Raw genomic sequence first — 14337 nt, forward strand, 5'->3', positions numbered from 1 at the left:
GTCGGAGAAATATGCTCAATGTGTCGGAATTCGCCGGTGAACGCGGCGGACTGATTCGGACGCGCGCGACAAGCGCGTGAGGAGCATGGAACCGGACGGCGGCGCATTGAGCCGGAAACCGGTTCGTTTGGGGAACAAGGGCGAACGCCTATGAAACAGTCAGCACCCGGCAAGCAGTATGGCAAGCTGTCTCCCGCCATGCTGATGCGGAAGTTCATGCCGCTGGGACGCACCGGCAACGGTCGCTGGATCCCCGGCGCGGGCTTTCCGGGCATGGCCGGACTGAAGCCGCAGACCGGCGAGACCGTCTCGCTCGGCCGTATTGGCTCGCTGGAAGTGCGTCTTGCCCGCAAGGCGTCCGAGGTCCGCAAGGCGCAGGCGCTGCGCTATCATGTATTCTATGAGGAAATGTCGGCGATCGCCGATGCGCTGACGCTGAACGCCAAGCGCGACATTGATGCCTTTGACGGTATTTGCGATCACCTGCTCGTGCTCGATCACGACGCGCCGACGCGGGCCAAGCCGTTCGGACGGCTCAAGCCGAAGATCGTCGGCACCTACCGCCTGCTGCGCCAGGACGTGGCCGAACAAAACGGCGGCTTCTATACGAGCGGCGAATACGACATCCAGCAGCTCATCGATTCAAAGCCCGGCATGCGCTTTCTGGAACTGGGCCGTTCCTGTGTGCTCAAGCCCTACCGCAACAAGCGCACCGTCGAACTGCTGTGGCACGGCATCTGGTCCTACATCCTGATGCACGGCATCGATGCGATGATCGGCTGCGCCTCGATCGAAGGCACGGATCCGGAACGCCTCGCCCTGCCGCTGTCGTTCCTGCATCACCAAGCGGCAGCGCCCGAAGAGTGGCGCGTGCGGGCCGTCGAGGACCGCTACGTGGACATGAACCGCATGCCGCACGAGGCGATTGACGAGCGCGCGGCCTTGCGTGAGCTGCCTCCGCTGATCAAGGGATACCTGAGGCTGGGCGCCTATGTGGGCGACGGGGCCGTGGTCGACCACCAGTTCGGCACCACCGACGTGCTGATCGTGATGCCCGTCTCCAAGCTCAACGCGCGCTATGTGAACTACTACGGCGCCGACGCCAGCCGCTACGCGAGTTGATGCGCCGAATCGGTGATGCCGCGCATCCAAGGCGGGATGCGCGGCATTTTTGCGTCACGGCTGCGGACCGTCATAGCCGTCAATGATAATCAGATCGCCTTCCGACACCTGGGTCCGGATGGCCTTGGCCTTCTGATATTCCGGCGAGTTGTAGCAAGCCAGCGCCTGCTCGTAGCTTTCGAACTCGATCAGTACATTGCGGGCCCGTGATGTGCCCTCCAGCTTCTCGAACTTGCCGCCGCGCGCGAGAAACCGCGCGCCGTATTTCGAAAACGCCGCCGCACCCGCCGCGACATACTCCTTGTACGCTTCCGGATCCTGCACATCGACGCGTGCGACCCAATATCCCTTTGTCATTTCAATGCTCCCTGTGCGCTTTTTCGCGGCCGCACCCGGTGGTGCGTTAACCGTTGCCGACAAGAGAGTCAGCCATTGCGAATTCCGTCAAGCTTAACTGCCCCTTAAAAGGCCTCATTTAACCTTGAGATGGGGGCGTGCGGCAGATGGGCCGCGCACCGGGTGTATCAACCATTTCGGGCAAGCCGCATGGTCAGGCGCAGACGGCAGGGCGAACGGATCGAACCAAGCTTCGAACGCGTCACAAGTGGCGCGGGCGCAGCGCCGGGCGCCCAGGTGCGTCCGCCCGAAAAGCGCGGCGGCAAACCCGCGCCGAAATCCTCCGTCAAACCCCGCGCGCCCGCCAAGGGTCCCGCGGGCAAGACACAGAATGGCAAGGCCCCGGCGGCCAGAGGCCGTGCCGCCAATGCACCCTCGGGCCGCAAGCGCGGCGCGGCAAAGTCCCGTGGCCGGCTCGGCCGGCTTCTCAAGCGCACCGCCTATTGGAGCGTGGTGCTCGGCATCTGGGGAATCATCACCGTTGCCGGTGTTCTGGCCTATTACGCGGCACACCTGCCTCCGAGCTCCGAATGGCGCGTGCCGAATCGGCCGCCCAACATCCAGATCGTCTCTGTCCAGGGGCGGCTGATCGCCAACCGCGGCGACACCGGCGGGGAAGCCGTGCGGCTTGAACAGCTCCCCGCCTATCTGCCCAACGCCGTCATCGCGATCGAGGACCGGCGCTTCCGCAGCCACTTCGGCATTGATCCGATCGGCCTCGCCCGCGCCATGGTCACCAATCTGACGCGCGGCACATTGGTGCAAGGCGGTTCCACGCTGACCCAGCAGCTTGCCAAGAATCTGTTCCTCAAACCCGAGCGCACCATCAGCCGCAAGATGCAGGAGGTGGTGCTGTCGCTGTGGCTGGAGGCGAAATTCTCCAAGGATGAAATCCTGGAGATGTACCTCAACCGCGTCTATTTCGGCGCCGGCGCCTACGGTGTGGACGGAGCTGCGCGGCGCTATTTCGGGAAGTCCGCGCGCCAGGTGAGCCTTGCGGAAGCCGCGACTCTGGCCGCCCTGCTGAAGGCGCCCTCGCGCTATGCGCCGACACGCAATCCCGATCTGGCCGAACGCCGCGCCCAACTGGTGCTGACGGCGATGCACGACACCGGCTTCATCAGCGCGGACCAGGCCAAGAACGCCATCGCCGCGCCCGCGCAGGTGGTCTCGCGGCACAACTCCGCGTCCGAGAACTACGTTGCCGACTGGGCAATGGAACTGCTGGACGGGTACGTTGGCCCGGTGTCCGAGGATCTCATTGTCGACACGACCATCGATCTTGATCTGCAGCGCAAGGCCGAGAAGGAACTGCGCGCGGCTCTGGCGGACAAGGGCGGAAAACTCGGCGTTACTCAGGGCGCCATCGTCACGCTGGACACCTCGGGCGCGATCAAGGCGCTGGTCGGCGGCCGCGACTATGCCTCGAGCCAGTTCAACCGCGCCGTCGTCGCCATGCGCCAGCCGGGGTCGGCCTTCAAACCCTTTGTCTATCTGGCGGCGCTCGAGAGTGGATTGACGCCGGAGACGATGCGCGTCGACAGACCGATTTCGATCAAGGGCTGGCAGCCGAAGAACTACACCAAGAAATACTACGGACCCGTCTCGCTGAAGATGGCGCTGGCCTATTCGCTCAACACCGTCGCCGCATCGCTCGCGAACGAGGTCGGGCCCGCGCGGGTGGCGCGCACAGCGCAGCGGCTGGGCATTTCCTCGCCGCTCAAGGCCAACCCGTCGCTGGCGCTGGGCACCTCGGAAGTCACGCCGCTCGAGCTCACTGCCGCCTATGTGCCGTTTTCCAACGGCGGCTACGGCGTCGTGCCGCATGTGATCCGCTCGATCCGCACGCAGAGCGGCGAGATCCTGTACCAGCGGACCGGCGGTGGACCGGGCCAGGTGATTCAGCCGGATGTGCTGCGCGAGATCAACAGCATGATGGCGGAGACGTTGCAGACAGGCACCGGCAAGCGCGCCAGCCTCGGCGATCGTCCGGCCGGCGGCAAGACCGGAACCAGTCAGGATCTGCGTGACGCCTGGTTCATCGGGTTCACGGCCGATCTGGTCACTGGCGTGTGGCTGGGCAACGATGACAACTCCCCCACCAAAGGGGCGACGGGCGGCAGCCTGCCGGCCGGCATCTGGCACGACTACATGCTCGCCGCGCACGAGGGCGTGCAGGTCACGGAGCTGCCGGGCGTGCCGGTGGGCTGGAACCGGCTCGCGGACAGCAACGGAAACGTGCCTGTGCCGCCGCGCAACCTGCGCACGGTCAATGGTGAGCAGGGTGGCCGCATTCTCCCGCCGCCGTCCTCGGGCGGCTTCTTCCGCAGGCTGTTTGGCGGCTGATACCGCCGGCGCGTCATTTGGATCCGCGGATTCGCGTAACTTTGCTGCATGGCGAAAAAATCGTGATCCGCCGTTACGGCACCTCGGAAATTTTTACCATGGGTTAAAGGTTGGAAGGGAATATCGCAAATCCTTCCAATTGCTTAGGCAGTGTCATGACCTTTAATAAATTCGGTATCGGCGTCAAGATCTGGATCCCGGTCCTGACCCTTGCCGTACTCTCCGTCATCATCGCCGGCGTCGGCCTGACATCGCTCAACACAGTGTTGTATGGCGAGCGCATCGCCAAGACCCGCACGCTGGTCGAAGTGGCGAAGTCGATCGCCACCTATTTCGACGCGCAGGAAAAGGCCGGTGCGCTGACGCATGACGAGGCGACCGTCCAGGCGCGCAACATCATCCGCGCCCTGCGCTACGACGGGAACAACTATGTGTTCGCCTATGCCGCTGACGGCACCCGCGTGGTTGCCTCCAATCCTAAGACCGAAGGCGACGACGCCCTCAGCGCCACCGATGACAACGGCAAGTATCACATCCGCGAAATGTTCGCGGCGGCCAAGGCCGGTGGCGGCGCCGTGTCTTATGTCAAGGTGCGCAAGGGCGGCACGGAGCTGCTCGACAAGACGAGCTGGGCGGAAACCTTCGAGCCTTGGGGCTGGGTGATTGGCACCGGAATGTACACCGACGATGTGGAGGCGACCTTCTGGACGCGGGCGATCCAGATCATCGTGATCGGACTTGTCGGCGGGTTGATCGCCGTTGGTGTGGCGTTCACGGGGATACGCAGCCTGACGCGGCCGCTGGCCTCGCTGACCGGCAACATGCGCGACCTGGCCGAGGGCAACACCGAGATCGATGTCGAGGGCACCGATCGCGGCGACGAGATCGGCGAGATGGCGAACGCCATGGAGGTGTTCATCGCGAACGAGCGCGCCCGGCGCACTCTGGAGACGGCGGAAACCGCGCGGCGTGAGAGCGATCATGCACGCACGCTGACGATGCAGAGACTGTCGGCCGAGTTCGAAACCCAGATCGGCGGCCTGATGGACACGATCTCCACCTCGGTCAGCAACCTGCGCACCGCCTCAAGCGACCTGAACTCCGGCGCGCTGCAGACCACCAACCAGTCCATGACGGTGGCGAGCGCCGCGGCGCAAGCCTCCAGCAACGTCGAGACGGTGGCCTCTGCCGCCGAGGAACTGGCGGCCTCCGTTGCGGAAATCAGCCGCCAGGTGTCGTCGTCGAGCGAGATTGCCTCGCAGGCCTCCGCCCAGGCCGACACCACCAACGTGCGCATCCAAGGCCTGTCGGAAGCGGCCAGTCGCATCGGCGAGGTCGTCTCGCTGATTCAGGCGATCGCCGAGCAGACCAATCTGCTGGCGCTGAACGCCACCATCGAGGCGGCGCGCGCCGGCGAGGCGGGCCGGGGATTTGCGGTGGTGGCCGCGGAAGTCAAGGAGCTGGCGACCCAGACGTCGAAGGCGACCGAAGAGATCTCAACGCAGATTTCCTCCATCCAGAGCGAGACCCAGCTGGCGGTGACCGCCATCAGCACCATCACCGACACGGTCGGGCGGATCAATGAGATCACCTCGAGCATCTCGGCCTCGGTGGAGGAGCAGGGCGCCGCGACCACGGAAATCGCCCGCAACGTGCAGGAAGCCGCCACGGGCACCCAGGACGTCTCGACCAACATCGAAGGCGTGTCGCAGGCCGCCAATGTGACCAATGACGCCGCCGCCATGGTCTCCGACGCGTCTCTGTCGCTGGAGAGCGAAGCGAAGATACTGCGCGAACGCGTCACCTCGTTCCTCGACAGCATCCGCGAAAACGCGGCCGCCGCCTGATCGGGGCTACCTCGGCATACAGCAAAGGCCCGCCGGAGAAATCCGGCGGGCCTTTTGATTCATTCGCCCATGAATATACACCGCCGCTGGGATCAGATCCGACGCAGATCCACACGTTCGATGGCGTGGCTTTCGCCCTTCGTGAGGATCAGGTCGGCGCGCGGACGCGTGGGCACGACGTTTTCGCGCAGGTTCACCAGATTGATGTTGTCCCAGAGATCGTTGGCGATCTCCACAGCGGTGTTGTCACCCAGCTTGCTGTATGTGTGGAAGAACGAACTGGGGTCGCGGAAGGCGGTCTCGCGCAGGCGCATGAACCGTTCCACGTACCACTCGCGCAGCACTTCCTCGTCGGCGTCGATATAGACCGAGAAATCGAAAAAATCCGAGACGTAGGGAATCGCCTTTCCGTCACGCGGCAACTTGCTTGTCTGCAGCACGTTCAGCCCCTCGACGATAAGGATATCCGGGCGGTCGACGATCTGTTGCTGGCCCGCCATCACGTCATAATAGAAGTGCGAATAGACTGGCGCGCTCACGTTGCGCCGCCCCGCCTTGATCTCCGAGAGAAACCGCAGCAATTCCGGCAGGTCGTAGCTTTCCGGAAACCCCTTGCGCCGCATCAGTCCCTGTTCCTGCAGCACCGCGTTGGGAAACAGAAAGCCGTCGGTGGGGACCAGATCCACCTTGGGACTCGCCGGCCAGCGCGCCAGCAGCGCCTGGAGCAGGCGTGCCGTGGTCGACTTCCCCACAGCGACGGAGCCTGCGATGCCGATGATGAAGGGCGTCTTGGTGTCGTTGGTGCCCAGAAACCGGCGGGTCGCCAGATGCACGTTCAGGGTCGCCTCGACATAGAACGACAGCAGCCGTGAGAGCGGCAGATAGATGCTCTCCACCTGGGCGAACGACACCGGATCATTGAGGCTCTGAAGGCGCGTGACTTCCTCGCCCGACAGTGTCATCGGCGTGTCGGCGCGCAGGCGGGCCCATTCGCTTTCGGTGAAGACGCGATAGGGCGACAGCTCGTCGGGAATGGAGGTGTCCATGCAATCCACCGCGGGCTGTCCCGCGTCCTTGTTAATCCTGCGGCCGCGACGCCTTTTCCTCAAGGCCCGTCTGGCCGGTGCGCCGGGCGAGCTCCGCCATAACGTCGCCGAGCGGCACGCCGCCCGCTTCTAGCACCACTGTGAGGTGAAAGAGAAGGTCGGCGGCTTCCGCCGTCAGTTCGGCCTTGTCGCCCTGAACGGCGGCGATTGCGGTCTCGACCGCCTCTTCGCCCAGCTTCTGGGCGCATTTCGCCATGCCCTTGCCGATCAACTGGCGGGTGTAGGATGTCTCGTCATCCGAGCGCGCCCGCGTGGCGACGATGGAGGCGAGGTCTTCAAGCGTGAAATCGGTCATCTGTCGAATGGGCCCTTTCGGCAAGCAGCCTGCGCGCGATCAGTCGTCCAGACGCATGGGGACGCCCGCGTCGGCCATGTGCTGCTTCGCCTCGTGGATGGTGTATTCACCGAAGTGAAAGATCGAGGCCGCCAGCACCGCCGTCGCGTGGCCGTCGCGGATCCCCTCGACCAGATGATCCAGCGTGCCGACGCCGCCCGAGGCGATCACCGGAACAGGCACCGCGTCTGCGATGGTGCGGGTGAGTTCCACGTCGAAGCCGATCTTGGTGCCGTCGCGGTCCATCGAGGTGAGCAGCAGTTCACCCGCGCCCAGCGCCACCACGTCACGTGCGTATTGCACGGCATCGAGCCCCGTGGGAGTGCGCCCGCCGTGGGTAAAGATCTCCCAGCGCGGCGGTTCGCCCTCGCCCGACACACGCTTGGCGTCGATGGCGACGACAATGCACTGGCTGCCGAATTTTTCCGCCGCTTCGCGCACGAAGTCGCGGTTGTGCACGGCGGCCGTCATGATCGACACCTTGTCGGCGCCCGCATTGAGGAGGTTGCGGATGTCCTCGACGGAGCGAACGCCGCCACCGACCGTCACCGGCATGAAGCATTCCTCGGCCGTGCGGCGGACGACATCGAGAATGATGCCGCGTTTTTCATGGCTGGCGGTGATGTCGAGGAAGCACAATTCGTCGGCGCCAGCCGAATCATAGGCCTTGGCGACCGCCACCGGATCGCCGGCATCGACCAGATCGACGAAATTGACGCCCTTGACGACACGACCATCCTTGACATCGAGACAGGGGATCACGCGGGCCTTCAGCATCAGACAGCCTCCCGGCTGGCGCGGATCATGTCCATGGCTTCCTTGGGATCGAGACGGCCGTCATAGAGCGCGCGGCCGGTGATCGCGCCCTCGAGAATATCGCAATCGGGCTCGATCAGCCGCTTGATGTCGTCGATGGAGGCAAGGCCGCCCGAGGCGATGACGGGGATCGAGACGGCGTTGGCCAGCTCCAGAGTGGAGGCAATATTCAGCCCCTTGAGGATGCCGTCTCGCTCGATGTCGGTGTAGATGATCGCGGCGACGCCTGCGTCCTCGAAGCGTTTCGCGAGATCGATGGCGGTGAGTTCCGACGTTTCCGCCCAGCCTTCCACCGCCACCTTGCCGCCCTTGGCGTCGATGCCCACGGCGACGCGGCCGGGATATGTCTTGCAGGCTTGCTTGACCAATTGGGGATCGCGCACGGCGACGGTGCCCAGGATCACCCGGGCCACGCCCTTTTCCAGCCACGCGTCGATATGCGCCATCGTGCGGATGCCGCCGCCGAGCTGCACCGGATTGCTCGTCGCCTTGAGAATTGCGTCAACGGCCGCGCCATTACGGCTCTCTCCGGCAAACGCGCCGTCGAGATCGACCACATGCAGCCACTCGAATCCCTGGTCCTGGAACGCACGGGCCTGGGCGCCTGGATCATCGTTGAAGACGGTCGCCTGGTCCATATCGCCGAGCTTCAGGCGCACGCACTGGCCGTTCTTGAGGTCGATGGCGGGAAAGAGGATCATTCGGTTTCGCTTGTGTAAGGTCGATGGAGAGCGCCGGTCACGGCGCCCATTTCAGGAAATTGGCGATCAGCGACAGGCCCAGATGCTGGCTCTTTTCCGGGTGGAACTGAGTGCCGATCATGTTGTCGCGTCCGACCATGGCGGTGAAGGTGCCGCCGTACTCGAAGCTTGCGAGCACATGCGCGGGGTCATCTGCCGCCAGATGATAGGAATGCACGAAATAGGCGTGCTTGCCGCGCTCGCCCGTCTCGATGCCGTCAAGCACCGGGTGCGGACGCGTATCGATGGTGTTCCAGCCCATGTGCGGGATTTTCAGCGCGGGGTCGGAGAGTTTCATCGCGATGACATCGCCGGGGATCCAGCCAAGTCCTTGCGCCACTTCATGCTCGAGGCCGCGTGTCGCCATCAGTTGCATGCCGACGCAGATGCCCAGGAACGGTTTGCCCCTGGCGATCACCGCCTCGGTGAGCGCATCGACCATTCCGTCGACCGCAGCCAAACCCCGTTTGCAATCGGCGAAAGCGCCCACACCCGGCAGCACGATGCGGTCGCTGGCGGCCACCACATCCGGGTCCGCCGTCAGCCGCACCTGAGGAAACAGGCCGGTCTCGCGCGCCGCGCGCTCGAACGCCTTGGTGGCCGAGCGCAGATTCCCCGAGCCGTAATCGATAATCGCCACGCTCATCGCGCATTCTCCGGAGCCGGAAACAGGCCCAATACATCCTCGTTCGGCGCCTGCGCGCGGCGTGTCTCAGGGGCCAAAGGCTGCGGCGCGCGATGGGCTCCCGCTTCCACCCAATGATGAAAGAACCGCGTCTCGCATTCCGCCAGATTGGCGCCGGACACGACACCCGCGAATTCCCAGCCGCCTCTTTCCAGCGTCCAGCGGCGCAAGGCGTTGGCCTCCAGCGCGAAGAGCACGGCGAAAAGCGCCGAGAGCACGCCACCCGCGGGGCCGCCGATCAGCGCGCCGGCGACCAGCAAGACGGCTTCGATCGCGAGATAGCCCACGAGCACCAGCCACATCCGGTGCCACAGCAGCCAGATCAGGGAAAAGAACAGCGCCGGCCAGCAGAAGCCTTCCTTGATGAAGACAATCCGTTCCGCGTCCCGGGTCTCGTCACCGGACGGCGGCGGACACATGACAGTGTGGATGGTCATGGGTGTGCACCCCTGTGCATGATCGTTGATGGCCGCGCGGGGCCGTGCGTCAGCCGCCCAGTTGACCCTTGGTGGACGGAACGCGGCCCGTCTGGCGCGGATCGGGCTCCACGGCGGTGCGCAAGGCACGTGCCACGGCCTTGAAGCAGGTCTCGGCGATGTGATGGCTGTTGGAGCCATAGAGATTGGTCACATGCAGGGTGATGCCGGCGTTCATCGCAAACGCGCGGAAAAACTCCTCGAACAGCTCGGTGTCGAAGTCGCCGACCTTGGGCGTCCGAAATTCCACCTGCCACACCAGGAACGGGCGGCCGGAAACGTCGACGCCGCAGCGGGTCATTGCCTCGTCCATCACCAGATGCACGTCGCCATAGCGGGTGATGCCTGTCATGTCGCCCAGCGCCTCGCGCAGGGCCTGGCCGAGCGCGATGCCCACGTCTTCCGTGGTGTGGTGGAAATCGATATGCGTGTCGCCGGTCGCGCGCACCGTGATGTCGATCAGCGAATGCCGCGCCAGCTGCTCGATCATGTGGTCGAGGAAACCAACCCCGGTCGCCACATCATAGGCGCCCGTGCCGTCCAGCGAGACGCTGACGGAAATGTCGGTTTCCTTGGTCGTGCGCGAAATCGAAGCCGTGCGCATCGCGGATCCTCATACTGCCAAATCGTGCAACCCAAGCCGTTGCCCGGACGGCGCTTTGTATCAGCCCGCCACGCGCTTTGAAATAGCTGGCGCGCGCAAGCTTGCGGCGTTTTGTCTCGCAAGCGCGCGGACGCGATGCTAATCGGAAGGCACTCGAGTGATTCGGAGCGCCCGCATGCCAGCCACACTGCCCTCGTTCAAGCCCGAGACCGCAACCGACCGGCTGATCCTGCCGCTCGATGTGGCCACCGTTGAAGAAGCCCGCGCGATCGTTCAGGAAACCAAAGGCGTCGTCGGCGTCTACAAGGTGGGCATGCAATTGCAGTTCGCCGGCGGCCTGCCGTTCGCCGAGGAACTGGCGCGCGAGGGGCACAGGGTGTTTCTCGATGTAAAGCTTCTGGACATCGATAACACGGTGCAGAAGGCGGTCGAGAACATCATCCGGATGGGCATGCATTTCGTCACCATCCACGCCTATCCCAAGACCATGCGCGCGGCCGTCGCCGGCCGGGGCGAGGCCCCTGTCTGCCTGCTCGGCGTCACGGTGCTGACCTCCATGGACACCGAGGACATGAAGGCGGCCGGTTATAACGGCGATGTCGAGGAACTGGTCAAGACGCGCACCATTGCCGCAAGAGCCGCCGGCATGGGCGGCATCGTCTGCTCGCCGCTGGAAGTCGGCCAGCTGCGGGAACTCGCCGGCCCCGACATGGTGCTGGTCACCCCAGGCATCCGCCCCGCTGGCTCGGATGCGGGCGATCAGAAGCGTATCATGACGCCGGGCGAGGCGATTGCAGCCGGCTCGGACTATCTCGTCATCGGCCGTCCGATCACGCAAGCCGCCGACCGCCGCGCGGCGGCGCAGGCCGTCGTCGCCGAGATCGAAGCCGCGCTTTAGAACAAATCCAGGATAAGTGGGCACCGGTTATCCGTCCGGATTTGCGCCAAAACAAGGACTTAGAGCAAAGATCCGATTCTGTAAGAAACGGATCTGCTCTAGGCGCGCATCATTTCGCGTGACCATCCAGTGTCCGCGCATGAAAAAGGGCGGCGAGGCCGCCCTTTTCCGTATTCCAGTCAAGATCGCCGGCTACTCCGCCGCCACGGCGGGCATCGCGTCCACGCGCGCCGCGCAGAACTTGAACTCCGGGATCTTGCCGAAGGGATCGAGCTGCGGGTTGGTGAGCCGGTTGGCCGGGGCCTCGAAGAAGCAGAAGGGAATGAAGATCATCCCGTCGGCCACTTCGCGGTCGGAGCGCAGCGTCAATGAGATCGCGCCGCGCCGGGTGGACACGGTGATCATGTCGCCGACGCCCAATCCCTGACGTTCGATCTCGCGCGGGTTCATGGCCGCGACGGGCTCCGGCTCAAGTGCGTCGAGCGTCTCGGACCGGCGTGTCATGGAGCCCGTGTGCCAATGCTCGAGCATGCGGCCGGTGGTGAGCACCAGCGGATAGGTCTCGTCCGGCAGCTCGTCGGGCGGCGTCACCGCGGCGGGAACGATGCGGGCGCGGCCGTCGGCCGTGGGGAAGGTGTCGGTGAAGATGATCTCGTTGCCCGGCTTGTCCTCGGAATCCGCCGGATAGGTGACCGAGCCTTCGCTTTCCACCCGTGACCACGGGATGTTGTCGAGCGACGCCATGTGCCCGCGCATTTCCTCGTAAACGTCGGAAACGCCCTTCTTGTAGCGCCAGTCGAGGCCGACGCGGTTGGCCAGTTCGACGATCAGTTCCCAATCCTGACGCGCGTTGCCTGGCAGCGGCAGCACCGGACGGCCGATCTGCACCTGACGGTTCGTGTTGGTGAAGGTGCCGAGCTTCTCCGCATGTGCGGATGACGGCAGGATCACGTCTGCGTGCCAGGCCGTCTCGGTGAGGAAGATGTCCTGCACCACCAGATGGTCGAGCTTGGCGAGCGCCGAGCGCGCGTGCAGTTGGTCGGGATCCGACATCGCCGGGTTCTCGCCCATCACATACATGCCTCGGATCTCGCCATCGTGGATCGCGTCGATGATCTCCACGACGGTCAGGCCACGCTTGGCATCCAGCGGCCGGCCCCAGGCATCCTCGAACTCGCCGCGGATGTTGATGTCCTCGACCGAGCGGTAGTCCGGATAGAGCATCGGGATCAGGCCGGCGTCAGATGCGCCCTGGACGTTGTTCTGGCCGCGCAGCGGGTGCAGGCCGGTGCCAGGACGGCCGACCTGGCCGGTGGTCAGCGCCAGCGCGATCAGGCAGCGGGCGTTGTCGGTGCCGTGCACGTGCTGCGACACGCCCATGCCCCAGAAGATGATCGAGCGCGGCGAGGTGGCGTATTTGCGCGCCACGGTGCGAATCTCGTCGGCGGAGATGCCGCAGACCGGCTCCATTTCCTCGGGAGAGAACTCGACGATCTTCTCCTTCAGCGCCTCGAAGCCGTCGGCGTGCGCCTGGATGTACTGCTCGTCGTAGAGCTTCTCCGTGACGATGACGTTCAGCATGGCATTGAGCAGCGCCACGTCCGTGCCCGGCTTGAAGCGCAGCGAATGGGTCGCGTGGCGCATCAGCTCCTGGCCGCGCGGATCCATGACGATCAACTCGGCACCGCGCTTGGCCGCCTGCTTGAGATAGGTGGCGGCGACGGGATGGTTCTGCTCGGGCCGCGCGCCGATGACGATGATGCAATCCGCATCCTCGGCCGCGGTGAACGGCGCGGACACAGCGCCCGACCCCACGCCTTCCATCAGCGCGGCCACGGACGATGCGTGGCACAGGCGGGTGCAGTGATCCACGTTGTTGGTGCCGAACCCCTGACGGATCAGCTTCTGGAACAGATAGGCTTCCTCGTTGGAGCCCTTGGCGGAGCCGAAGCCGGCGATCGCCTTGCCACCATCCTCGTCAGCGAGGGTCTTGAGACCTGATGCCGCGCGCGCCAAAGCCTCTTCCCAGGTCGCCTTGCGGAACACCTCGTAAGGGTTGCCGGGGTCCATTTCCGCGAAGGCATCCTTGGGCGCGTCGTCGCGGCGGATCAGCGGCTCGGTCAGGCGGTGCGGATGGCGCACATAATCGTAGCCGAAGCGGCCCTTGACGCAGAGCCGGTTCTCGTTGGCCGGGCCGTCGCGGCCGTCGACCTGAACGATCTTGGCGTTCTTTACGGACACCTTGGTCTGGCAGCCGACGCCGCAATAGGGGCAGACGCTGTCGACGGTGTAATCCGCCCAGACGGTGCGCTTCTTGGCCTCGGCGTCCATCAGGGTTTTCTCGAACAGCGCGCCGGTGGGGCATGCCTGAACGCATTCGCCGCAGGCGACGCAGGTCGACAGACCCATCGGATCGTTGAGATCGAAGGTCGGCACCGTGTGGCCGCCGCGATAGCTCATGCCGATGACATCGTTGACCTGCACTTCGCGGCAGGCGCGCTCACACAGCCCGCACGAGATGCAGGCGTCCAGGTTCACGGCCATGGCGGGGTGGGAGATGTCGCGCGGCTTTGCCTGACCGGGCGCGTAACGGGAGGCGGAGACGCCGACCCGGTCCGACCATGTCCAGAAATCGCTGTCCGGATCGGGGCTCTCGTCGCGCTTGGGCTGGTCGGCCATCAGCAGCTCGAAGACCATGGCGCGCGCCTTTTCGGTGCGCTCGCCCTCGCTCTTCACCACCATGCCCTCGGACGGCGTGCGGATGCAGGATGCGGCCAGCGTGCGTTCGCCTTCCACTTCCACCATGCAGGCGCGGCAGTTGCCGTCCGAACGGTAGCCGGGCGAATCCTTGTGGCACAGATGCGGGATGGCGACGCCTTCGCGCTTGGCCACTTGCCAGATGGTTTCCCCGGGCTCGGCGACAACGTCGCGGCCGTTGAGAGAAAAGGTGATTCCCTGGGTGGTCAT

General features: G+C 64.8%; 13 protein-coding genes. 4 read left to right on the forward strand and 9 right to left on the reverse strand.

Going from position 1 to position 14337, the window contains the following annotated elements:
* Positions 1-273 precede the first annotated feature (273 nt).
* The gene (locus D1F64_RS01280; protein ID WP_248304829.1) at positions 274-1122 is read left to right on the forward strand and encodes a GNAT family N-acetyltransferase; all 849 of its coding nucleotides are present in this window, start codon (positions 274-276) and stop codon (positions 1120-1122) included.
* Positions 1123-1176: 54 nt separating this feature from the next.
* On the opposite strand, the gene D1F64_RS01285 is transcribed toward D1F64_RS01280, so the two are convergent.
* Positions 1177-1479, reverse strand: coding sequence for a DUF1330 domain-containing protein (locus tag D1F64_RS01285; protein ID WP_117410944.1), 303 nt, complete (start codon positions 1477-1479; stop codon positions 1177-1179).
* A 189-nt stretch (positions 1480-1668) separates the two neighbouring features.
* Between D1F64_RS01285 and D1F64_RS01290 the strand changes: the two genes are divergently transcribed.
* The gene (locus tag D1F64_RS01290; RefSeq protein WP_117410945.1) at positions 1669-3864 is read left to right on the forward strand and encodes a PBP1A family penicillin-binding protein; all 2196 of its coding nucleotides are present in this window, start codon (positions 1669-1671) and stop codon (positions 3862-3864) included.
* Between the two features lie 155 nt (positions 3865-4019).
* On the forward strand, positions 4020-5711 hold the full coding sequence (locus D1F64_RS01295; RefSeq protein WP_117410946.1) for a cache domain-containing protein: 1692 nt from the start codon (positions 4020-4022) through the stop codon (positions 5709-5711).
* 92 nt (positions 5712-5803) lie between these two features.
* On the opposite strand, the gene coaA is transcribed toward D1F64_RS01295, so the two are convergent.
* The 7 genes from coaA to hisB are packed head-to-tail and all read right to left on the reverse strand — an operon-like array spanning position 5804 to position 10472.
* Positions 5804-6757, reverse strand: coding sequence for a type I pantothenate kinase (coaA, locus tag D1F64_RS01300; RefSeq protein ID WP_117410947.1), 954 nt, complete (start codon positions 6755-6757; stop codon positions 5804-5806).
* 31 nt (positions 6758-6788) lie between these two features.
* A complete protein-coding gene (locus D1F64_RS01305; protein WP_117410948.1) occupies positions 6789-7112 on the reverse strand; it encodes a phosphoribosyl-ATP diphosphatase in 324 nt (107 codons plus the stop codon).
* 39 nt (positions 7113-7151) lie between these two features.
* A complete protein-coding gene (hisF, locus tag D1F64_RS01310; RefSeq protein ID WP_205470607.1) occupies positions 7152-7928 on the reverse strand; it encodes an imidazole glycerol phosphate synthase subunit HisF in 777 nt (258 codons plus the stop codon).
* Positions 7928-8668, reverse strand: coding sequence for a 1-(5-phosphoribosyl)-5-[(5-phosphoribosylamino)methylideneamino]imidazole-4-carboxamide isomerase (gene hisA / locus D1F64_RS01315; RefSeq protein ID WP_117410950.1), 741 nt, complete (start codon positions 8666-8668; stop codon positions 7928-7930). Before hisA ends, hisF begins: the two co-directional genes overlap by 1 nt.
* A 37-nt stretch (positions 8669-8705) precedes the next feature.
* Positions 8706-9353 (reverse strand): imidazole glycerol phosphate synthase subunit HisH, encoded by a 648-nt coding sequence (gene hisH, locus D1F64_RS01320; RefSeq protein ID WP_117410951.1) that lies wholly within the window; start codon positions 9351-9353, stop codon positions 8706-8708.
* Entirely contained in the window at positions 9350-9829 is a 480-nt protein-coding gene (locus tag D1F64_RS01325) for a DUF2628 domain-containing protein (RefSeq protein ID WP_117410952.1), read from the reverse strand. Before D1F64_RS01325 ends, hisH begins: the two co-directional genes overlap by 4 nt.
* Positions 9830-9878: 49 nt before the next feature.
* On the reverse strand, positions 9879-10472 hold the full coding sequence (gene hisB, locus D1F64_RS01330; protein ID WP_117410953.1) for an imidazoleglycerol-phosphate dehydratase HisB: 594 nt from the start codon (positions 10470-10472) through the stop codon (positions 9879-9881).
* A gap of 175 nt (positions 10473-10647) precedes the next feature.
* Here hisB and pyrF point away from each other — a divergent pair, with 175 nt between their 5' ends.
* Positions 10648-11370: an orotidine-5'-phosphate decarboxylase gene (gene pyrF, locus D1F64_RS01335; RefSeq protein ID WP_117410954.1), complete on the forward strand. Its 723-nt coding sequence runs from the start codon at positions 10648-10650 to the stop codon at positions 11368-11370.
* Positions 11371-11562: 192 nt separating this feature from the next.
* Here the strand turns inward: pyrF and fdhF are convergent, their stop codons facing one another.
* Positions 11563-14337: a formate dehydrogenase subunit alpha gene (gene fdhF / locus D1F64_RS01340; RefSeq protein ID WP_117410955.1), complete on the reverse strand. Its 2775-nt coding sequence runs from the start codon at positions 14335-14337 to the stop codon at positions 11563-11565.

This window comes from Breoghania sp. L-A4, from assembly GCF_003432385.1.
GTDB lineage: Bacteria > Pseudomonadota > Alphaproteobacteria > Rhizobiales > Stappiaceae > Breoghania.

Bases quoted from the DNA above. Each gene is read 5' to 3' on its own strand.
- D1F64_RS01280 (WP_248304829.1), top strand. From the start codon at position 274: ATGGCCGGACTGAAGCCGCAGACCGGCGAGACCGTCTCGCTCGGCCGT.
- D1F64_RS01285 (WP_117410944.1), bottom strand. From the start codon at position 1,479: ATGACAAAGGGATATTGGGTCGCACGCGTCGATGTGCAGGATCCGGAA.
- D1F64_RS01290 (WP_117410945.1), top strand. From the start codon at position 1,669: ATGGTCAGGCGCAGACGGCAGGGCGAACGGATCGAACCAAGCTTCGAA.
- D1F64_RS01295 (WP_117410946.1), top strand. From the start codon at position 4,020: ATGACCTTTAATAAATTCGGTATCGGCGTCAAGATCTGGATCCCGGTC.
- coaA (WP_117410947.1), bottom strand. From the start codon at position 6,757: ATGGACACCTCCATTCCCGACGAGCTGTCGCCCTATCGCGTCTTCACC.
- D1F64_RS01305 (WP_117410948.1), bottom strand. From the start codon at position 7,112: ATGACCGATTTCACGCTTGAAGACCTCGCCTCCATCGTCGCCACGCGG.
- hisF (WP_205470607.1), bottom strand. From the start codon at position 7,928: ATGCTGAAGGCCCGCGTGATCCCCTGTCTCGATGTCAAGGATGGTCGT.
- hisA (WP_117410950.1), bottom strand. From the start codon at position 8,668: ATGATCCTCTTTCCCGCCATCGACCTCAAGAACGGCCAGTGCGTGCGC.
- hisH (WP_117410951.1), bottom strand. From the start codon at position 9,353: ATGAGCGTGGCGATTATCGATTACGGCTCGGGGAATCTGCGCTCGGCC.
- D1F64_RS01325 (WP_117410952.1), bottom strand. From the start codon at position 9,829: ATGACCATCCACACTGTCATGTGTCCGCCGCCGTCCGGTGACGAGACC.
- hisB (WP_117410953.1), bottom strand. From the start codon at position 10,472: ATGCGCACGGCTTCGATTTCGCGCACGACCAAGGAAACCGACATTTCC.
- pyrF (WP_117410954.1), top strand. From the start codon at position 10,648: ATGCCAGCCACACTGCCCTCGTTCAAGCCCGAGACCGCAACCGACCGG.
- fdhF (WP_117410955.1), bottom strand. From the start codon at position 14,337: ATGACCACCCAGGGAATCACCTTTTCTCTCAACGGCCGCGACGTTGTC.